Here is a 21,098-nt window from a genome sequence, read left to right as displayed (position 1 = left end):
TATTCATGCGTAAAATCAGCTATAAATCTTGGTTTACGCTTACCCTACAAAAATCCATAACTTCAAACCTAACCGCTGATCAAGTTATTTAACTCTAAAATAGGCTGTAAAATGGCCATTACAATAAATAATACAACCGATGCCATACTCACGACTAGCATTGGTTCAAATACTCCTAATGCAATATTAACGTTCGACTCAAACTCTCGGTCTTGGTTGTCTGCTGCGCGTTCTAGCATGTTTTCTAGCTGGCCACTTTTTTCACCCGATGCAATCATATACAACATCATTGCCGGGAATAACTTAGTATTAGTCAACGCCGTGCCTAAACTAGTTCCCTCACGGACTCGCGCCGTAGCCTCATCAACAGCAGCACGCACCTTAACATTTTGTAAAACTTCGCTGGCAATACGCATCCCATCAAGTAATGGTACCGAGCTGGCTGACAAAATACTTAATGTTCGCGCAAATCGGGCGGTATTCAGCCCTTTACTTACTTTGCCAATAACGGGCATTTTCAAAAGGGCTGTGTCATATTTCATCCGCATAATCGGATTAGTCAGCAGTCGCTGAAACATCACCATAGCAGCAAAGATAAGCAGTACGACCACAACCCCCCAATGTTGTACAAAATCAGAGGCGAGAATCAAGAACTGAGTTGTACCGGGTAATTCTTGGCCCATGTGTTCAAACTGCCCAACAACCTTTGGCACCACAGCTGCCAATAACACCGCAATAACACCAATAGCGACCACGGTTAATACAATAGGGTAAATCATTGCTTGAGTAAGCTTGGATTTGAGTTGCTGACGACGCTCGGTATAATCGGCAAGTCGATTAAGTACCACTTCTAAATGGCCTGATTTCTCACCCGAGGCTACCATTGCGCGGTATAAGTCATCAAACACATGCGGAAATTCGGCCATTGAGTCAGCTAAGCTGTAACCTTCAACCACCCGAGAACGCACCGCCATAATCATGCTACCTAAGCGATCTTTCTCAGACTGTTGCCCCACCGCTTTTAACGCTTCTTCAATGGGTAAGCCTGCGGCCACTAATGTCGCTATTTGGCGCGTGATCAATGCCAATTCGGCAACAGAAATACGCTTTTTAAATAGGGAGGCTAAATTAAAACCGCCACGCTGTGAACGGGCTTCTTTCTCACTGACAGGCTGAAGTTCTAGCGGCATAAGGCGCTGCTCACGCAGCTGGCTTCTTGCATGACGCGCAGTATCAGCTTCTATCACACCTTTTTGTTGCTTGCCTTTACTATCAAGGGCTTTGTATTCAAACGCCGCCATTGATTACTCCTCGCGCGTAACGCGCAATACTTCTTCTAGCGTTGTCACACCTGTGAGTACTTTACTCATGCCGTCATGACGAATACTTGGAATCGATTTACGTACATATTTTTCAATGGCTAATTCGCCCCTGCCGCCATGAATTAACTCACGGACATTGTCATCAACGGTAAGTAACTCATGAATACCTGTTCGACCACGATAACCATTTTGACCACAGGCCTTACAACCTTTAGCGCGATAAATAATACGTGTGTCGTTTGCGGTAATACCCAGCAACTCGCGTTCACGCTCATCAGGCTCATGTGCTTCTTTACACTGTGGGCATAATGTCCGAATTAAGCGTTGAGCAAGCACGCCAAGCAAACTTGATGACACTAAAAAGGGTTCTACGCCCATGTCTTGCAAGCGGGTTATTGCCCCTGATGCGGTATTGGTATGTAAGGTTGAAATCACTAAGTGACCGGTTAATGATGCTTGCACTGCAATTTGCGCCGTTTCCAAATCACGAATTTCACCAATCATCACCACATCGGGATCTTGACGTAAAATTGCGCGTAATCCACGGGCAAAAGTCATGTCGACCTTAGTGTTTACCTGAGTTTGACCAACGCCTTCTAACTCATATTCAATAGGATCTTCAACGGTTAAAATATTGGTATCTTTAGAATTGATTTCCGTTAACCCGGCATACAAGGTAGTACTTTTACCAGAACCTGTCGGCCCTGTTACAAGAATAATGCCGTGTGGCTTACGAATTAATTCATCGAATTTTTCACGAATGCCAGGTGTCATACCCAGTTGTTGTAAGTCTAAGTTGCCGGTATTTTTATCTAATAAACGCATTACCACACGCTCACCATGACTTGATGGCATAGTTGATACCCGCACATCGACAGCACGACCCGCAATACGTAACGAAATACGCCCATCTTGTGGTAGGCGTTTTTCGGCGATGTCCAAACGTGCCATCACTTTAATACGCGACACCAATAAAGACGATAATTTACGATTTGGCTTTAATACTTCTTTCAACACGCCATCAATACGGAAACGAACAATTAATTGTTTCTCGTAGGTTTCGACGTGAATATCTGAGGCTTCTTCTTTAATCGCTTCCGATAACAGCGCATTAATTAACTTAATAATCGGCGCGTCATCATCGCCTTCAAGCAAGTCTTCCGTTTGTGGCAGTTCTTCAGCTAGGGTAAACAAGTCCATTTCGTTACCAATATCTTCCATAAGCTGTTGGGCTTCTGAAGAATTAGCTTGATATGCTTGCGTCAGTTTAGCTTCAAACTTTGCCACTTCTAGCTTAATTAACGGTAACTCAACACCCGAGTAGCGTCGTACTTCTAACATGGCACTAAGCGGTGTGTTATCAGTGTAGAAGAGACAAAGCTGCTCGTTTTCTTTCGCTAACACCAATTGAAAGCGGTGCGAGAAGGCAAACGGCAAGCGCTCTTTACTCGTCGAATGAAAAACCTCATCACCTTCAACAACTTCCATGGCAACTTCACTAGATACTTGGGCTAATGGTTCTGTCATCACGCTATCAGTCATTGTTTTGAGCCTTGTCCTTTTGCATGTTTTCATCGATAGTGCGCAAGGCTGGATCTGAATCACGTATATCGGTGCTCAGCCCTTTGCCGCTTTTATAGCGATCAAGCATGTCATTCACGTCATCTGGCAAGTAAGCCTCTTGATCCCATTCTTCAAGAACCGGGACTTGAGTATTTGGCATTAAATTAATACCACGAGCTTGTTGTTCCAGCTGTAATGCTCTGAAATAATTATATTTACGACCGGCAATCCCTTCCATTGTCATACCGTCACGAATAATGGTGGGCTTAATGAAAATCATTAAATTCTTTTTCGTTTTCTTACTAGAAGAAGACTTGAATAAATGACCTATAAAAGGAATATCGCCAAGAATTGGGACTTTTTGAATACTTTCTTGTACTTCTTCGTTAATTAATCCACCCAGCACTACAATTTGGCCAGAATCTGCCATAACCGTGGTCGTTAAACGACGAGTAGAGAAACTGATGTCGACACCAGTGTTACCATTAACACCCGACACTTCTTGTTCGATAGTTAATTTAACTGACGAACCTTCGTTAATTTGCGGTACCACTTTTAGCTTAACTCCGACTTCCTTACGTTCTACCGTTTGGAATGGATTATCATTGTTAGAGCTTGAAGTTGAACCGGTAATAATCGGCACTTCATCACCAACAATAAACGACGCTTCTTGGTTATCTAGTGTGGTAATAGACGGTGTTGCGAGTACGTTTGAATTTGTATCACTCGACACAGCTTGGATTAACGCCGCAAAGTTACCTGTGGTCACGCCCCACGCCATACCATTCACTTTACCTAATGCTTGCGCGATTAAAGTGTAATCCCCATCAGAGGTTGGATTGGTAGTGGTAGTAGAGCCGCCATCTGAATTGCCTACTGTTACTGTAGTGCCATCAGTTTCGCGTGCAGACCACACACCGGCACCGACTTCACCAATGGTTGGGCCAATGTTGTTAAACTGCGTTAAGCCACCCGCTTCGCTGCCCCATTGCACTCCAAAACCAACATTATCGCCTTCAGCGATTTCAACAATAATGGCTTCAACGAGCACTTGAGCACGGCGAATATCAAGCTGATTAATGACGCTTTCAATGGTACGCAGTTGATCTGGTTCAGCACTAATCACCAGTGAGTTAGTGTCGCTGTGGGCCATAATATTGATATCACTACGGCGCTTACTTGAGCTGCCTTGCTGAGTACTGGCACCCTCTTTATTATCTTGTAAGTTTTGTGCAAACCCGGTTAATACTTCAACCAAGTCTTCAGCTTTGGCGTAACGTAAATAACGAACCTTGGTGTTACCCGTACTCGCTTGTTCGGCATCAAGTCGTTTAATGAGTTCGATTACACGTTGACGGCTTTTTTCATCGCCACTGACAATAACCGCATTCATGCGTTCATCAGCCACCACTTTAGGCGCTTGGCCAGGCAGCTGTGATTGGTTAGCACTTGAGCGATATAAGGTATCGACTATGCGAACAATTTCCCCTGCAGAGGCGTAATCTAAGGCCACGACTTGTACGTCGGTGTCGCCTTGCTTATCAACTCGGCGAACAATCTCTACCAACTTGTTCACTACCGCTGCACGACCAGAAATCATTAACACGTTTGATTGATCATAGTTAACAACGTTACCGCCACCAGCATTATCATTTAACTGGCGAAGTAAGGGAGCAAGTTGTTTAGCTTCAGAATTGTATAAAGGAACAATTCGGGTGACCATTTCGTCACCAACACCAGGTGCTTTGTCATCGGCGACACGAATAGAAGCCATTTTGGCGTCTTTGTCTTTAATGACTTTAATGACGTGGTTTTCCATTTCAACCACTGCATAACCATACACTTGAAGTACGTTAAGGAAGAATTGGTAATATTGATCATCATTAAGTAAATCGTAACTACGGACATTAATTTTGCCACGTACTGTTGGATCTACAATAATGGTTTTATTGAGGTTTTTACCGACAATATTAATAAATTCTTGAATGTCAGTGCCTTTAAAATTGGCGGCATATTGTTCCGACCAAGCACTCGGTGCCGCTATCATTGCAGCGCCCATAAGCATTCCAGCAATAATGTTATGTCGGATCCCTTTATTATTCATTCTACTCAATCCTCTAACGCCAAATTATTCTGGCAAACTAAACATGATTTCGACCAACTGCCCTTCACGCTCAACCATGACAGCCATTTCGGTGAGCTCAGGCAGTTGTGCCATCACTTCTAATGCCTGACCCATATCGGTCAGATCAAATCCATTTATTGATTTTGCTAAATCATTAGCCTGAAAACCCGCTTGCTTAAACAACGCGACATCTTTACCAGGATTTAAACGGTAACCCGCTAATTCATCGCCATTACGTACCGGTGAAATAGCTAAAAAGTCTGTAATTTTACTTGGGTCTGCTAACAACTCATCACGAGAATTAGACAAATCTTCAGAAAAACGTTGATTATCACGACGATCAACTCGGGTTACCTGTTGATCGACCTTGGCTTGTTGTAGCTGTGAGTTTGCTGCACCTTGTGTGGTGTATTGAAGACCATCAAGCATTAAAGTTTCATAACGACCACTATTACTAATAATAATCCGGTCAGCATAAACCTCTTTTAAAGAAGCAGAAGTCCCTTTGATTTTATCGCCTAAACCATAAGTTTCTTGTTGCCCACTTGATTCAATAACCGCTAAACCTTGAGCTTCCTCGGTGGATGCCACAACTCCGGTCAATTGAATAGACAAGTTTGTTTTAGGCGCATCGGTGATTTGCTCTACGACTTCAGCTTTGGGTTTATTGCTATTGTTGTCTAAGCGACCAAAAAGCAATAGGTTACGTACACCGGCAAGCTCAATACGCTTTGCAGTGCCTGCTGAGATGGGGGATGGTTGCCACATCGCAGATTGCGACGATACTGGCATCAACTTCCATGTAATCTGTGCAGCGAGTAGCAACACGATGACCAGTCCAAGCCAAAATACAATCATACTCAATAGCTTATGTGGTATTTTTGCAGCGTTGGTGATCAGTTTATCTAATAAATCCATATGTTATTGGACCCTCTATACGACTTGGTACAGGTCTCTGTTCTAATTGTTAATAAAATGCGAAAATATATGTGTAGCCGTCATGCTAACCCACACAGGATAAAGCAACAACCCCAGAGCATATCGATTGGCGAATCTCCATCAAATATGCTAACTTTGCGCCCATAAAAAGAGCCATAATATTGCCCTCTATTACGATAATACACACATTGTATGGCAGTTAGGTTACTCAGTCTGTGAAATCATCCCTGTTTTGGAGGTCATGTGACTCAAAATCAGCCCGAAAAAAGCGTTATTCGGCTCGACAAATGGTTATGGGCGGCACGTTTTTATAAAACCCGCGCTATCGCAAAAGACATGATCAATGGCGGTAAAGTACATTACAACGGTCAACGGACTAAATCCAGTAAGAATGCTGAAGCGGGTGCAAAAATCCGCCTTCGCCAAGGTAATGATGATAAAGAGATTATTGTCCTTCAATTATCTGGCCATAGACAAAGTGCTAATGTAGCGCAAACCCTATACGAAGAAACACCAGAGAGTATTAGCAAACGGATTATAAACGCTGAAGCCCGACGGCTAAATATTTTGAACAATCCGGCACCAGACCATAAACCGGATAAAAAACAACGACGACAGATTATGCGCTTAAAAGATTACTAGGCGCCCAAAAAGTAAGAGAATGCAAATGAACAACGATATTTTACATCGCTACATTTTTGATAATGCCGATGTGCGAGGCGAGATAGTCCAATTAGAAAGCAGTTACCAAGAAGTGCTTTCTGCACATATCTATCCGGTTGCCTTACAAGCCCTAATCGGCGAGTTAATGGCCGCAACATCATTACTCACGGCAACGATCAAGTTTAGCGGTGACATTAGCGTGCAGTTACAAGGCGATGGCCCGGTTTCTTTAGCGGTAATTAATGGTAACAATAAGCAAGTATTACGCGGTGTAGCACGTTGGAACGGTGATATTGCTGCCGATGCAAGCTTGCAACAAATGTTCGGTAAAGGTTACATGGTCATTACGTTAACGCCTGATGAAGGTGAGCGTTATCAAGGTATTGTATCATTAGACCATGTCAATCTAGCAGCTTGCTTAGAAGAGTATTTTAATCAATCAGAGCAGCTACCTACCCAAATACAGTTATTTGCTAACGGCAAACAAGCGGCAGGAATGTTGTTGCAAGTATTACCAGCAAAATCGGGTAATACTGACGACTTTGAACATCTCTCAGCATTGACCTCGACCATTAAAGCAGAAGAGTTATTCACTCTTGATGCTGAACAGGTATTACATCGCTTGTATCATCAAGAAGAAGTACGCTTATTTGATCCTGTTGATGTTACGTTTAAATGTAGCTGTTCTCGTGATCGCAGTGCTGCAGCAATCAAAACGTTACCCCAAACTGAAGTTGAAGAGATTCTAGCTGAGGAAGGGAAAATCGAGATGGATTGTGAGTATTGCACAGCAAAGTACTCTTTTGATGCGATAGATATTGCAGCGTTATATTCTGGTAGTCATAGCAGCCAGTCACAGCAGTAATCAATGTCGTTACCCACAACGTAACCACTTACAGAAAAAGCGCGCAATGCGCTTTTTTTATGCCTTAACCGTCTAAAGAAAACATCAAACGCCAAAAACTTTCAAAAAAATTACCAAACTGTTCGTTACCGCGGCATTAACTTACGTTACAATCCCTACATTAGCTTATAGCCATCGCGCAAAAATAATAACAAGCTAAGTTTGAATACCTAACCCCCAATAGCTTTTCACTGCGAAACACGACCTAAAAGACATGGAGATCAACACTATGGCGGATGTATCTAACCGCGTTCACCTCAACCCTACGACAGCACAGTTAGTAGAAATCGCGCTTCTTCGTGGAGAAGGTCAGCTGACCGCAAATGGTGCCTTAGTGGCCAAGACAGGGGAAAGAACGGGTCGTTCACCTAATGACCGGTTTATCGTCAAAGAGGCAAACACTGAAGCCGATATTGAATGGGGCAAAGTAAACCGTCCGTTTGATGCTGGCAAATTTGATACGTTATGGGGCCGGGTAGAAGCCTACCTTGCAGACAAAGAACTGTTTACGTCAGAACTCGAAGTTGGCGCTGATGATGAACATTACATTCCTGTACGTGTAACCACTGAGTTCGCGTGGCATCAATTGTTTGCTCGTAATTTATTTATCGCTCCAGAAACCTTTAATCGTGGTAATAAAGACACGTGGCAAATCATCAATGCGCCAGGTTTTGTCTGCGAACCTGAACGTGATGGTACAAACTCTGAAGCCGCTGTTATTCTGAACTTTGCCGAGCGAAAAGTACTGCTTGTAGGGTTGAAATATGCAGGTGAAATGAAGAAGTCGATGTTCTCGGTCCAAAACTTCTTATTACCCGCTAAAGGTGTGTTACCCATGCATTGTTCGGCCAACGTCGGCCACGATGGTGATACCACATTATTCTTCGGCTTATCGGGTACCGGTAAAACCACGCTTTCAGCTGATCCAAAACGTTTCCTGATCGGTGATGATGAGCACGGCTGGGCACCCGGTGGCGTATTTAATATCGAAGGTGGTTGCTATGCAAAATGTATCGACCTTAGCCAAAAAAATGAACCTGTGATTTGGGATGCGATTCGTTTCGGTACCGTACTCGAAAATGTGGTGCTTGATGAACAGCGAGTGCCTGATTATAAAGATACTAGCCTGACTGAAAACAGCCGTGCCGCTTATCCTTTAGAGCATATCGCTCAACGTAAAGAAGATAACCGTGGTGCAGAACCTCATGCAGTAGTGTTTTTAACCTGCGATGTATCAGGTGTATTACCGCCAGTGTCGATATTAAGCAAAGAACAAGCTGCATATCATTTCTTATCGGGTTACACCGCGAAAGTTGGCTCGACAGAAATGGGCTCAACGTCTGCAATTCAGTCAACTTTCTCGACGTGTTTTGGTGCACCATTCTTCCCACGTCCAGCAGGAGTGTATGCTGAACTACTCATGAAACGTATTGAGTCATTTGGCAGCCAAGTTTACCTTGTTAACACTGGCTGGACCGGTGGTCCACATGGTGTAGGTAAACGTTTTGATATCCCGACAACTCGCGCCATTGTGGATGCTATTGTCAGTGGTGAGTTAAAAGATGTTGAAACCGTTTATATCGATAAACTGAATTTAAACGTGCCTGTTAGTGTATCGGGTGTTGATACTGCTTTATTAAACCCAGTCAACACTTGGGCAGATAAAGCTGAGTATGACAAATATGCACAGCAGCTAGCACAAGAGTTCAGTGATAACTTTGCAAAATATAAAGTGTCTGAAGCCATCAAAAATGCTGGCCCTAACGTGTAAACAAGCTACCCATTATTCGTAACGCTTTATTTAATGCGATGTAATTTACAAATCCCAACTTCGGTTGGGATTTTTTATCGGCACTGTTCCAGTTCATTTATAAGGGTAAAAGCAACTGAAACTGTTGATAGGCAGTGTTATGATGCTATTACCGTATTTCGACACCATCACCATTCACAGGGATATTCATGCGCCGCTTTTTGCTTGCTAGCTTAATGGTTAGTCCGTTACTCATCTGTTCCACTTTCACTCATGCTAACAATGCTGTGTCTGCTGCTCCTCAAGTACCGGCAGAGCAAATAACGCATCTCGAAAATGACAGTATACTACCGCCAATTCATCCTTGGTCAGGCGCCAGTGAAAGCTTACTGTTAAGTGCAGATCAACCATGGGCAACCCCTTTTGAGCAACAAGGTTATGTTTCTAGCCCGAACTATCACGACACCATGGAATGGTTAGACAAACTCGTCGACAGCACTGACGTGTTGCAAAAAGTCAGCATTGGTAAAAGCCCCCAAGGACGAGATATATGGATGATTATCGCGTCACAAGATGGGGTATCAACGGCACAAGCATTAAGTGACAACGGTAAAGCAACGGTATTAGTGCAAGCAGGTATTCATTCTGGTGAAATTGACGGTAAAGATGCAGGTATGATGCTGCTGCGAGATATCAGTCATCGTAACAAACGCGATTTGCTTGAAAACGTTAATTTACTGTTTATTCCTATTTTCAGTGTCGATGCCCACGAGCGTAGCAGCAAATTCAATCGAGTAAATCAACGCGGGCCGGTTAATATGGGCTGGCGCACTACTGCTAACAATCTTAATTTAAACCGTGATTATGCTAAAGCTGACACTCTAGAAATGCAGCACCTCATTCAAGCGATTAATATATGGCAGCCAGACTTATACATTGATATCCATGTGACCGATGGTATTGACTACCAATACGATGTCACCTTTGGCTACAACGTTGCACAAGGCTATAGCCCAAGTATTTTTACATGGTTAGAGTCTATTTACCGCCCCGCGGTTGAACATGCATTAACAGAGCAAGGCCACATTCCGGGCCAGTTGGTATTTGCTAACGATAATACAGACATGACTAAAGGCTTGTCATTGTGGAACCCTAGCCCACGTTTTTCCAATGGTTACGGTGATGCTCGTCATTTGCCGACTATTCTAATAGAGAACCATAGCCTTAAACCTTATAAGCAACGCGTTCTTGGTACCTACGTTACACTTGAACAAACCCTTAAAACGGTGGCAAAAAATAGCACCAAGCTAAAGTCTGCAATTAATGAAGACAAATATCGTAACCCAAGTAAGTTAACCATCAGCTGGCAAAATGAAACCTTAGCTGAAGGAAAAGACTTTAAAGGGATTGATTACCGTGTTGAGCAAAGCCCAATCAGTGGTGACAAAGTTGTCCGCTGGACTGGAGAGCCTAAGTTATATGAAAACTTACCGATTGTGGCTAACACAAAAGCAGATATTACGGTAACTCGGCCTGTGGCTTATTATATTCCGCCACAATGGACAAACGTTATTGAGCGTTTATCTTTGCATGGCATTAGAATGACACAACTGAATAAGCCAACGTCGATAACCGCGCAGCAATATCAATTCAGCGACCCACTATTCTCAAGTGCTGATTATGAAGGTCATCAAACGGTAACGGCAACAACGACTATTCACAAAATAAATACCCTCTTGCCAGCGGGTAGCGTGCGTATTCCAACCGACCAACCTTTGGGTGACTTAGCAATGCTATTACTTGAACCTCAGGCTGAGGATTCATTGTTTTATTGGGGAATGTTCAATACCATTTTTACCCGCACTGAATACATTGAAGACTATGCCGTGGAGCCTTTAGCAGCAAAAATGTTACTCGACAACCCAGCTCTACAAGCTGAGTTTGATCAAGCGCTTAAAGATCCTGATTTTGCTAAAAATAGCCAAGCAAGATTACGCTGGTTTTACCAACGCAGCCCATATTATGACAACGAATACATGAAGTATCCGGTGTTGCGAGCGTCTAAATAAGCTTCAACGCTATATAGACAATGAGATTAAATAACGCCATATCACTCCACAAGTGCTGCGGCGTTTTTTGTGGGATGCGGTAAATCAATCCATAAATCTTGATTTTGAAAAGGTGTTTGTAGCGCTAACGGTGAATTAGTTAAGTCAAAAATTCGACTGTGGCGATATCGACTCAGTGGGAACATATCTCGAGTTGTTTCATACTGCTCAATAAACTCATGTAGCTGACCTGTCGCAATGAATGCCTCTAAACCTTGAGTAATGCGTTGCGCTAAGCGTGGATGGTCATTGCTAACAACAATATCCGCCGAGCCATAATCGTCAGCGGTTTGGGTTAATAGCAGCTATAACAAGTCGTAATAATATTGGTAAGTGGTATTTTCTGAAGATTGAGCTGGTTGAATGCGTACTTGTTGTACCGCTGAAGGAAATGCAGTGCAACACATGATCAGCGCAACACTCATTAACGACTTGACCATTGTGGATTAACCATTGAGATTCCATCATTTCAATCTAGTCGTAAAAAAACTGTAAACCAAAATTTTGATATGAAAAACTTATAAATATAGGTAACTTATCGTTACCGTGGACGGGTTAACTCATACTGTTCAATCAATAATAATTTTTGCTGGCGAGTATATTTTTTAACAGCAATTTCGCGTTTTGACGCTTCACTTCGATCAGCTAATGATTCTTGATAAACTAGGGTTAACGGGCCTTTCCCTCTTAAATATTTAGCTGCTTTAGGACCACTGGCTTGATGCTCGCCAAAACGACGTGAAATATCCGTGGTAATACCGGTGTATAAATGCGAGTTTGCACAGCGAATAATATATAAGTACCAATCGGTATTGGCGTTATTTTTCGACATAAAATATAAAACCTTAAGTGTGATCATAAAACTCTTGTGCCATCATGGCATACTAAGCACCATTAAAAGCAAAGACCTATTTTAGCCAAGATACAGTTGATAGTATTTTAGCGATTCATTAAGGAAGTTCTGATGTCCAGTAATCAAGACCCTTGCGCTCAACCAACATTGCTTCATCCCGATCAAGCAATTGAGCAACTTTTAGCTCAAGTTGAAGCAACCCAAGATACCGAGCTCGTCACATTAACCCAGGCTATCGACAGAGTGCTAGCGGAAGATCTAGCATCGAGTATTGATTTACCCCCATTTGATAACTCGGCAATGGACGGTTATGCATTTAGTTTTACCGATTTAGCCGCATCACAGGATAAAACAACCCTTACCCTCGTGGGTAGTTCTTTTGCAGGCCACCCTTTCGATGGCCAAGTATCACCCAATAGCTGTATTCGTATTATGACCGGCGCCCCTGTACCTGTGGGTTTTGATACCGTGCAAATGCAAGAAAAAGTCCAAGCAGACGATAATCAAATTACCATCGAGCACCCACATCGATTAGGCGCTAATGTCCGCCGTCGTGGTGAAGAGCTGCTTGCAGGTACCAAAGTATTGCACAAAGGCATCACTATCCGCGCAGCTGAAATGGGCGTACTCGCCACTATCGGTATTAGCCAAGTTAGAGTGACACGTAAACTAAAAGTCGCCTTCTTTTCCACTGGTGATGAGTTACGCCCTGTAGGAAGTGAACTGGCTCCCGGACAAATTTATGATTCTAACCGCTATTCAATCCAAGGCTTACTCAGTAAAAGTCATGTTGACTGGGTTGATTTAGGCGTAATAGCCGACAATAAAGAAGCCATTCGTGGTGCATTTAAAGAAGCAGCCAGCAAGGCTGATATGGTATTAACATCTGGCGGAGTCTCAGTGGGTGAAGCTGACTTTACTAAACAGATTTTGTCTGAAGAAGGCCAGATTACCTTTTGGAAGCTCGCTATTAAACCAGGCAAGCCATTCGCATTTGGTAAAATAGATAACGCTATTTTTTGCGGTTTGCCCGGTAATCCCGTTTCTTCGATGGTAACGTTTTATAAACTCGTGTTGCCCATTTTACATAAAATGCAGGGACTTAAGCCTGTTAAACCGTTATTTTGCCAAGCAAAGTTACTGACCGATATACGTAAATACCCTGGTAGAGTCGAATATCAACGCGGCATACTCAGTCGAAATGAATTGGGCGAACTTGAAGTAGCGATTACTGGCGGCCAGGGTTCAGGCATGCTCACATCAATGAGTTTAGCTAATTGTTTTGTGATATTAGATCAATTCCAAGGCGACACACCAACAGGCGCACAAGTCACCGTAGAGCCTTTTAATAACGTGTTGTGTTAGGAATAGTATGGATTCACTTGATCAAGAGATACTCACTGATAATGAAATGCTGCGCTATAGCCGGCAGATCTCTATTAAGGCTATCGATATCGATGGCCAAGAAAAGCTCAAGCTTGCCAAAGTATTAATTATTGGTGCAGGCGGACTCGGCTGTGCAGCAAGTCAATACCTTGCCGTGGCTGGGGTTGGTGAAATCACCTTAGTTGATTTTGATACCGTAGAGCTGTCTAATTTGCAGCGCCAAGTATTGCACTATGACGCCAATATTGGCCAAGCAAAAGTTGAATCGGCTAAGCAATCGCTGATGCTGCTAAATCCATTAATTAACATCAATACCATTAATGCGTTATTAGATGATGATGAGATTAACGTGTTGGTGAGTCAACATAGCTTAATTCTGGATTGCACAGACAATATGTTAGTGCGTGAACAGCTTAATAAAAGCTGTTTTGAGCACCAAGTGCCTTTAGTGTCAGCCGCGGCTATTAGAATGGAAGGCACTGTTACAGTATTTGACTACCAACAAGACAGCCCTTGCTATCAATGCTTTAGTGCTTTATTTGGTGAACAACAATTAACGTGTGTTGAGGCAGGTATTCTTGCGCCTGTGGTCGGCATGATTGGCTGCATTCAAGCAACAGAAGCAATCAAAGTCATCACGGCTATCGGCGAGCCATTAACGGGGAAGTTGTTAATGATTGATGCGATGACCATGGAGTTTAGGCAAATGCGTTTACCTAAACAACCACATTGTAAAGTATGCGGTGTTAATCCGTAGATAAAATCATCTCTAGGGTCATCGCTATAGTGTTACAGTGCTGGCGAATGTACAGCGCCAGAGTCGCTTAATGCGCTATCAGCTAAATCAGCTGTTGGCGCTATAACCGATTGCGCTTGGGCAAGCTGTGCACGTTCTGCTTTGGTAATATAAGGCGATTTATTAGCAGCATGCAGCTTAGCATTGGCTTTTTTTGCTTTAGCTTTCAGAGTTTGATTAATTTTCTTTTTACGGTTCATATTGGTCACTTGATAGCATTTCTACGAGGTAATTATAATCTCAAACTGATTAAAACCCTATAGATTCCAGCTTATCAGTGACCAAACAACATCAATAGCATAGGGTATTAAACATTATTCTTGTAAGACTACCCACAAAGCATGAACAAGCCCTGGTACAAAAAAGAAAATACATAATAAGATATTTATTAATAAGTCTTTACCCATGCCTTTTTTGAGCAAAACTGCTACAGGCGGCAGTAAAATCGCAATAATCACCAGTAATAATTTATTAGAATCCATTTTAGTTACCTTATTTAAGTTGATTAATTTAGCTAAAGTTATTATAAAAATAGTATACGATACAATTTGTTAACTAGGACAATTAGCCTATTATTCTAGCTACACTTTTGATATCAAATTATGGAATAGTCTTATTCACGATACTAATGAGTCATATGGAACATAACCAAAGTATTATTTTTGTTCAATTTTTTAGCTTAATCGCAGTAAGTTGCGCCATAGCTTGGACATTGCTTGCCAGTCTATTACGCATCGCACCTAAAGCCAGTTGGTGTTTCGCCGCTACCAATATTTGTACTCTTATTGGCATTTTGCTTTATACCCAACGTACTGAAGCAATTAACTATTTATACTGGTTTGTGGCAGACATGACAATACTTGTGGGGTTTGCTCTAGTGCGTTGGGGCTGCCAACATTTATTTAAACAGCCTTTATCTTACCGATTTGATCTGATATTGCTGGCAACCACCGCATTATTAATGCTGTTGGTCCCACCATCCCTGACCTATGCTGTCTACTTAGTTATTGTAATGAGTATTACCGCAGCAACGTTCATCACCCTTAGTGGTATTGATAATTTTCGGGCGGTAAAAAAACACTTACCGCTGTATTATGCGGCGTTGATTAACGTGCCTTTTTTCACCATTGGCTTACTGTTTATCATCCGCGCAGGGGTTTTATTGCTTTTCCCCGATGAACTTGCCAACATTTCAGCAGCAGACAAGCTTAACTCATCGTTAGTCATGTGGAGCTACATCATATTACTGCTACTCACTAACCTAGTATTGTTTGGTAATGCGCTGACGCGCTTAGTCTACAAGGTCGCCAGATTAGCCAATAAAGATCAGCTAACGGGTTTATGGAACAGGCACTCTTTATTGAACAAGCTCGAAGAAGTTGACGCCCTATGGCTTCGAAATGGGTTGGCGTATAGTTTAATGGTACTCGACTTAGACCACTTCAAACGCATTAATGATACCTACGGTCATTTAGCGGGTGACTTGGTGCTCAAGAATACCGCCGACATATTACAACAATCATTGAGGAAAATTGATTTCATTTGCCGTTATGGTGGTGAGGAGTTTTTAATCATACTGCCATTAACCAATAAAAAAGAAGCTCAAATAGTGGCCGAAAAAGTACAGCAAAAAATCAATGAAAATACGGTTTTATGGCAGAAGACCCATATCAATACCACTCTCAGCATTGGTTATGCTACCTGTAAAACCCACCTCAGTATTGAACAATTATTACAACTCGCTGACGACGCTATGTACCTTGCTAAAAGTAAAGGCCGCAATACAATTTGCTCAATGGATTCAATGGAAGAATCAACTGTTAAGTCAACACAGCAACTGTAATCAACTCAAACATAGAATTCATAATGCACATCATCATCTTTAACCAATAACAGCCTAAAAATCTATTCTAGATAATAAACGCTTTTATTTAGCTATCTAGTGACCAGGGCTTGCCAGAGAGGCTTGTTACAAAAAATAGCATTGGCCATCATAAATTTTAAGTAAATCCATCTTATTGATTTCCACCATCAGTTAATTAAATTAACGTTAAATAGAAAACATTAAACTAAAATATTGCCATTAAAAAATTTTTACACTAGCCTCAATGGCATATTTAATAAGAAATTACCTTTATATGCATCTTTATGACGGAACATGAATCCACACAAATATTAATGCAAGTATTGTGTTTACTCGCAGCTGCAGCAACCGCCTCTTGGTGGGTTATGGCTTATCCAATGAGAGTTGCACCTAAGGCAAGTATTCATTTTTCATTAGCAAATTTATGCGTACTGATTGGCATGTTGCTTTACACCCAACGAACAGACCAACCTAGTTACCTTTATTGGTTCACGGCTGATGTAATGATCTTACTTGGACTGAGTACTCTTCGCTGGGGTGCACAAAGACTATACAGATTACCCAGTAGCAAATTATTCGATTTAACCGTCATCACTATGGCGGCGATATTGATGCTTTTGGTCACACCACAGCGCACCGAAGCCGTTTATTTGGTCTCTATTTTATCTTTAGCGGCATCAATATTATTTTTTGGGCTAGCTCGAGATCATTTACACGCATTTAGAGATACATTTACGGCTTTTGCTACCAACTGGTTAGTTATCCCAATAGCATTAATTGGCTGTTTATTTCTACTAAGGCCCATCATACTGTTATTTTTTCCAGACAAAATCACTGTTTTTGCCACCTTAAACACGGCTGATGCTAAACCGACACTATGGGTATATATCATACTGATATTACTTGTTAACATTTTAATTGTGGGTAACTCCATCAACAAGCTCGTGACAAAAATCCTCACCCTTGCCAACCGTGATGCTCTTACCGGTATTTGGAATCGTCATTCTCTTGATAAGCAATTACAACACATCCACAGTAGTTGGCACACTTCCAACATACCTTACTGCATCCTCTTAATCGATTTAGACCACTTTAAAGCGATTAATGATAATTGGGGTCATGCTATGGGGGATATTGTGCTGGAGAAATCAGCGAATGCTATTAATAATGTTATTCGGAATGACGATTTTTTATGCCGTTATGGCGGCGAAGAGTTTCTGATTTTATTACCAAACTGCACTCTAGAACAAGCTCATCAAATGGCTTCACGATGCCAGCAAGTACTTGCCGACCTTATTATTGATACAGGGGAAAATAAACTTGCCATTACTGCTAGTATCGGTTGTGCGATTGTCACACCAGACACACCAATTAAGCATATTCTAGCGCGAGCCGACAAAGCCATGTATAGCGCAAAAAAAGCGGGCCGTAATTGCATTGAGACAGCAGCTTAAGTTTACCTCTGATAGGAGTAATAGGCAGAGATTAGTCTTTACTAGGCCACGATAAGTCATTCGGTGATTGCCATTGGTTCATCATAAGTTGTTGGCACTCAGGTAACAAAAACTGCTTACCAAACTGAGGCAGTTGCTGGAAACAATAAACCTGCTCTAGATAGGTAAAATGCAAACTATAGGCATGTAAATAACATCTATCGCTCAGCTCATCACCATAAAGTTTATCGCCTAAAATAGGCACACCAATACTGGCTAAGGCCACTCTTAATTGATGGGTTTTGCCACTCAGCGGTTTTAGTAAATACATCCGCATACCAGAGGCAATACTCTGACTAAAAAACTGTGTCACTGCAGGGTTTTCTGTGGTTCGCAGTAACTTATACATACTGCGACGCGACTTAGCCATATCGCCAATAATCAAGCCTTGTTTCTTTTTAGGTTTACCACAAGCTATCGCCAAATAATATTTTTGAACTTTATGCTCAGTAAACATTTTGGTAAACACATTTGCAGCCTGAGGGGATTTAGCCACAATCAATAAACCGGAAGTCGGTGTATCGAGCCGATGAACAGGGTAAAGCTTATAACCTACATCAGCCTCAGCCTGTGCAATCACTCCAGCATTGCCATCTTGGCTATGAAAATGAACATTCACGGATTTACTGATGACAATAAAGTCTGTTTGATCACTGATCACTTGGTACATATATTATCCAACAACGATTAAATGGGAGGCTTGCGAGGTTATTTAAAGTGAATACTCACGAGTAAACCAGGGTTATTATCGAGTAGTGAAATCGTCGCTTTGTGACGCGATAGAATAGCCTTTACCATCGATAATCCTAAACCAGTGCCTTTGTAATGGCGGCTAGGGTCTAAACGCACTAAGCGATCGAATACCCGCTCTTTATCCTCGTCAATAATACCCGGTCCATTATCACTAATTTGAATGTGTTTACCGTGTTGAATAATATTAATCGTGGCGCCATTAGGTGAATACTTTATCGCGTTATCCACTAGATTAAACAAAGCTTGGAACAACAAATACTTATCGCCATTCACGTGAACATCATCTGCTAGACTAATACTCAATACTTGGTCGTGACTCTCGGCAATCACCTCAGCCATTTCAAATAAATCTTGGCAGATTTGCTGTAAACTCACCGGCTGTAAATCAAGCGTTTGCTGACCTTCTTCGATGCGCGTTAACGATAACATGGCATCGAAAGTTCCCAAACAGTGATCTAACTCTTCGAGTAACTCAGCAGTGGCATCGGCAAGTTCAGCTGTAGGTTTTTGCGACAATAGCTCAATACCAATGCGCAAATGCGATAATGGCGTACGTAAATCATGGGCAATGTTATCGGTCACCCCGCGAACGGCTCGTAAGTTTTGCTCTAAGGTGTCGAGTACTAAATTAAATTGCCGTGCCAGCATGTCAAATTCATCTTGGCTTTCGCTTACTGGCAGACGGGTTTCATAGTGTCCAGCTTCAATCTGTTCACTCAAACGGTTGTATTCGACCAGTCGTCTCAAAATGGCTTTTGAGAAAATATAGCCTAACGCTAGCGTGAGCCCTAAAGTGAATGCAACGGCCCAAAATGCAGCGTTAATAAACTTCTCGATTAAAGCCGCGAGTTGATCGGTACGTGTAGCAATTAATACTGGGCCATAACGGGTGATAACTAAGCCACCAGTAAGAATATGCAGTTTATCTGGACCACCAGTAAAGATAGGGAAATCTTTCGTTTCAGGCAGTTGTGGCATATTTTCGGGTAAGAAAGTCAATGCGCCCACCATATCTACACTGTTGCGCCAGGCAATCAGTGCAGTTTTAGGATCGGCAGCACGAATTTGAGCCGCAAAACTGCGACGGTTAACCGTTAATGCTAACTGTTGATAGCGCTGCATTTCTGCAGCTAGATGTTTATCTACTTGATTTTGTTGCTCGATCACTAACTGTCTATAGAGACTAAGCACCAACATAACAATGAGTATGGTTACTAATGTCGAGAAGATCAGCGTGATCCGCCACGCACTACTTTGGTAAGGCTTAATGCCTTTTACAAAGGCGATATCCAGCCCCTCTAACGGTTTCAATTAACTCACCATGGCCAAGCTCTTCAAACTTGCGACGTAACTTGGCAATATGCACATCAATCACATTGGTGCGAGGATCAAAATGGTAGTCCCATACAGCTTCAAATAATAATGTGCGGCTAATCACTTGATTAGGATGCTCCATCAAATACTTAAGCAATTGAAATTCTTTTGGTTGTAGCATTAACTCGCTATCGTCAAGGGTGACTTTACGGGTTAATAATTCCATCTTTAAACTGCCCACTTCAATTTCGGTGGCAGCCGGTTCAACCACGTTACGTTGCGCAAGTTTTTCTGCACGGACTAACAATTCTGCAAAGGCAAATGGCTTGGTCATGTAGTCATCACCGCCCGCACGTAAACCTTTTACACGCTCGTCAACATGACTTAATGCCGATAAAATAAGTACTGGTGTTTTATTACCACTGGTACGCAGAGCAGACAATAATGTTAAGCCGTCTAGCTTTGGTAACATGCGATCGAGGATCAGTAAATCATATTGGTTATGCTTGGCTAACGTGAGGCCTTCTTGACCATCAGTCGCGCTATCAACTTGATATTTCTGAGCCGTAAATCCGTCGGCTACATACTTTAACGTAGTAGCATCATCTTCAACCAATAAAATACGCATAGTCATAGAGTCTTTAATCCCATTTGAGCAAAGGTAGTGGACGTAGAGTCTCAATATCGAAAGCAATAGTATTTCTACTATCTTGATTGAGTAACTTTAGTTCGAGATAACTAATTGATAAATCGTGGTCCAATTCCGCCTGTGTTAAATATCCTTGTTGGTTTTCAATCGCGAGGGTCACTAATTCTGAAAACTTCATATGCTTAGCTTGCAGCATTTTTGCCGCATTAACTTGGCCAATATCATCAGAGGCATAAGCAGACGATTTTTCAGTTAATAATGTACCGTCTAAGGCTCGGTATTCGTATTTATTGATTCGGTGAGTCTCTACGTTAACCATAGAAATCTTATACACCAACAAACCTTCTTCAACATCAACATCAAAGTCACATATGGTGCCTTCGTCTTGTTGCTCTAATTGTTCCATGACCGTTATTGGCTTTAAAAAGTCGCCATTGATCAATAAAGAGTGCATAGATGGTGTGGCCATCACGGCACAAGGAAGAAAGCATATTGCTAGCAGCAACCGAACCATCACAAGCCTCTATATAATTGAAAATTCTATCACACGCCTACTCTACCTAAGAGCAGCCAAAGTCCCAAGAAATCTAAGATTAATAATTGATCATAAATACCA

Annotated in this window: 19 protein-coding genes and 1 pseudogene; 8 read left to right on the top strand and 12 right to left on the bottom strand. The window is 42.0% G+C overall.

What is annotated here, in order from left to right; translation table 11 throughout:
* Positions 1 to 68 precede the first annotated feature (68 nt).
* From gspF to gspC, 4 genes are read right to left on the bottom strand one after another with little or no spacing between them, the layout of a single operon-like run.
* Positions 69 to 1,301 (bottom strand): type II secretion system inner membrane protein GspF, encoded by a 1,233-nt coding sequence (gene gspF / locus H5125_RS09920; protein ID WP_101087409.1) that lies wholly within the window; start codon positions 1,299 to 1,301, stop codon positions 69 to 71.
* Positions 1,302 to 1,304: 3 nt separating this feature from the next.
* Positions 1,305 to 2,849, bottom strand: a complete 1,545-nt coding sequence (gene gspE / locus H5125_RS09915; protein WP_409085815.1) for a type II secretion system ATPase GspE — start codon at positions 2,847 to 2,849, stop codon at positions 1,305 to 1,307.
* 7 nt (positions 2,850 to 2,856) lie between these two features.
* Positions 2,857 to 4,989 carry a type II secretion system secretin GspD gene (gene gspD / locus H5125_RS09910; protein ID WP_182744159.1) on the bottom strand — a complete coding sequence of 711 codons (2,133 nt, stop codon included), beginning with the start codon at positions 4,987 to 4,989 and terminating at the stop codon, positions 2,857 to 2,859.
* A gap of 24 nt (positions 4,990 to 5,013) precedes the next feature.
* The gene (gene gspC, locus H5125_RS09905) at positions 5,014 to 5,928 is read right to left on the bottom strand and encodes a type II secretion system protein GspC (protein ID WP_182744158.1); all 915 of its coding nucleotides are present in this window, start codon (positions 5,926 to 5,928) and stop codon (positions 5,014 to 5,016) included.
* A 264-nt stretch (positions 5,929 to 6,192) separates the two neighbouring features.
* On the opposite strand from gspC, the gene hslR reads away from it, so the two are divergent.
* From hslR to H5125_RS09885, 4 genes are all read left to right on the top strand, one after another.
* Entirely contained in the window at positions 6,193 to 6,591 is a 399-nt protein-coding gene (hslR, locus tag H5125_RS09900; protein WP_101087413.1) for a ribosome-associated heat shock protein Hsp15, read from the top strand.
* Positions 6,592 to 6,616: 25 nt separating this feature from the next.
* A complete protein-coding gene (gene hslO, locus H5125_RS09895; protein ID WP_182744157.1) occupies positions 6,617 to 7,477 on the top strand; it encodes an Hsp33 family molecular chaperone HslO in 861 nt (286 codons plus the stop codon).
* Between the two features lie 253 nt (positions 7,478 to 7,730).
* Complete coding sequence (locus H5125_RS09890) at positions 7,731 to 9,287, top strand: phosphoenolpyruvate carboxykinase (RefSeq protein WP_182744156.1); 1,557 nt, start codon at positions 7,731 to 7,733, stop codon at positions 9,285 to 9,287.
* A 188-nt stretch (positions 9,288 to 9,475) separates the two neighbouring features.
* On the top strand, positions 9,476 to 11,335 hold the full coding sequence (locus H5125_RS09885) for a M14 family metallopeptidase (protein ID WP_182744155.1): 1,860 nt from the start codon (positions 9,476 to 9,478) through the stop codon (positions 11,333 to 11,335).
* 344 nt (positions 11,336 to 11,679) lie between these two features.
* On the opposite strand, the gene H5125_RS22200 is transcribed toward H5125_RS09885, so the two are convergent.
* Together H5125_RS22200 and H5125_RS09880 are read right to left on the bottom strand one after the other, a co-directional pair.
* Positions 11,680 to 11,814, bottom strand: a complete 135-nt coding sequence (locus tag H5125_RS22200; RefSeq protein WP_259395433.1) for a hypothetical protein — start codon at positions 11,812 to 11,814, stop codon at positions 11,680 to 11,682.
* 101 nt (positions 11,815 to 11,915) lie between these two features.
* A pseudogene (locus H5125_RS09880) lies at positions 11,916 to 12,179 on the bottom strand (GIY-YIG nuclease family protein); the annotation flags it as partial.
* 159 nt (positions 12,180 to 12,338) lie between these two features.
* On the opposite strand from H5125_RS09880, the gene glp reads away from it, so the two are divergent.
* Both glp and moeB read left to right on the top strand, forming a co-directional pair.
* A complete protein-coding gene (gene glp, locus H5125_RS09875) occupies positions 12,339 to 13,592 on the top strand; it encodes a gephyrin-like molybdotransferase Glp (protein ID WP_182744153.1) in 1,254 nt (417 codons plus the stop codon).
* Positions 13,593 to 13,599: 7 nt separating this feature from the next.
* A complete protein-coding gene (gene moeB / locus H5125_RS09870) occupies positions 13,600 to 14,370 on the top strand; it encodes a molybdopterin-synthase adenylyltransferase MoeB (RefSeq protein ID WP_011635588.1) in 771 nt (256 codons plus the stop codon).
* 32 nt (positions 14,371 to 14,402) lie between these two features.
* Here moeB and H5125_RS09865 read toward each other — a convergent pair whose 3' ends face one another.
* Both H5125_RS09865 and H5125_RS09860 read right to left on the bottom strand, forming a co-directional pair.
* Positions 14,403 to 14,609, bottom strand: a complete 207-nt coding sequence (locus H5125_RS09865) for a DUF2986 domain-containing protein (protein ID WP_182744152.1) — start codon at positions 14,607 to 14,609, stop codon at positions 14,403 to 14,405.
* 114 nt (positions 14,610 to 14,723) lie between these two features.
* On the bottom strand, positions 14,724 to 14,891 hold the full coding sequence (locus H5125_RS09860) for a YqaE/Pmp3 family membrane protein (protein WP_011635586.1): 168 nt from the start codon (positions 14,889 to 14,891) through the stop codon (positions 14,724 to 14,726).
* Positions 14,892 to 15,046: 155 nt separating this feature from the next.
* Here H5125_RS09860 and H5125_RS09855 point away from each other — a divergent pair, with 155 nt between their 5' ends.
* Complete coding sequence (locus H5125_RS09855; protein ID WP_157822802.1) at positions 15,047 to 16,252, top strand: GGDEF domain-containing protein; 1,206 nt, start codon at positions 15,047 to 15,049, stop codon at positions 16,250 to 16,252.
* A gap of 305 nt (positions 16,253 to 16,557) precedes the next feature.
* A complete protein-coding gene (locus H5125_RS09850) occupies positions 16,558 to 17,727 on the top strand; it encodes a GGDEF domain-containing protein (RefSeq protein ID WP_182744151.1) in 1,170 nt (389 codons plus the stop codon).
* 31 nt (positions 17,728 to 17,758) lie between these two features.
* Here H5125_RS09850 and H5125_RS09845 read toward each other — a convergent pair whose 3' ends face one another.
* The 4 genes from H5125_RS09845 to H5125_RS09830 all read right to left on the bottom strand — a co-directional run bounded on the left by H5125_RS09845 (position 17,759) and on the right by H5125_RS09830 (position 20,951).
* The gene (locus tag H5125_RS09845) at positions 17,759 to 18,436 is read right to left on the bottom strand and encodes a TIGR01621 family pseudouridine synthase (RefSeq protein ID WP_101087422.1); all 678 of its coding nucleotides are present in this window, start codon (positions 18,434 to 18,436) and stop codon (positions 17,759 to 17,761) included.
* Positions 18,437 to 18,474: 38 nt separating this feature from the next.
* The gene (locus tag H5125_RS09840) at positions 18,475 to 19,716 is read right to left on the bottom strand and encodes a HAMP domain-containing sensor histidine kinase (RefSeq protein ID WP_101087467.1); all 1,242 of its coding nucleotides are present in this window, start codon (positions 19,714 to 19,716) and stop codon (positions 18,475 to 18,477) included.
* A 67-nt stretch (positions 19,717 to 19,783) separates the two neighbouring features.
* Positions 19,784 to 20,461, bottom strand: a complete 678-nt coding sequence (locus tag H5125_RS09835) for a response regulator transcription factor (RefSeq protein WP_041413271.1) — start codon at positions 20,459 to 20,461, stop codon at positions 19,784 to 19,786.
* 13 nt (positions 20,462 to 20,474) lie between these two features.
* Entirely contained in the window at positions 20,475 to 20,951 is a 477-nt protein-coding gene (locus tag H5125_RS09830) for a hypothetical protein (RefSeq protein WP_242445167.1), read from the bottom strand.
* Positions 20,952 to 21,098: the final 147 nt, after the last annotated feature.

This window comes from Shewanella sp. SR44-4, assembly GCF_014163715.1.
GTDB lineage: Bacteria > Pseudomonadota > Gammaproteobacteria > Enterobacterales > Shewanellaceae > Shewanella.
This window is presented reverse-complemented; position numbering and strand designations above follow the sequence as displayed.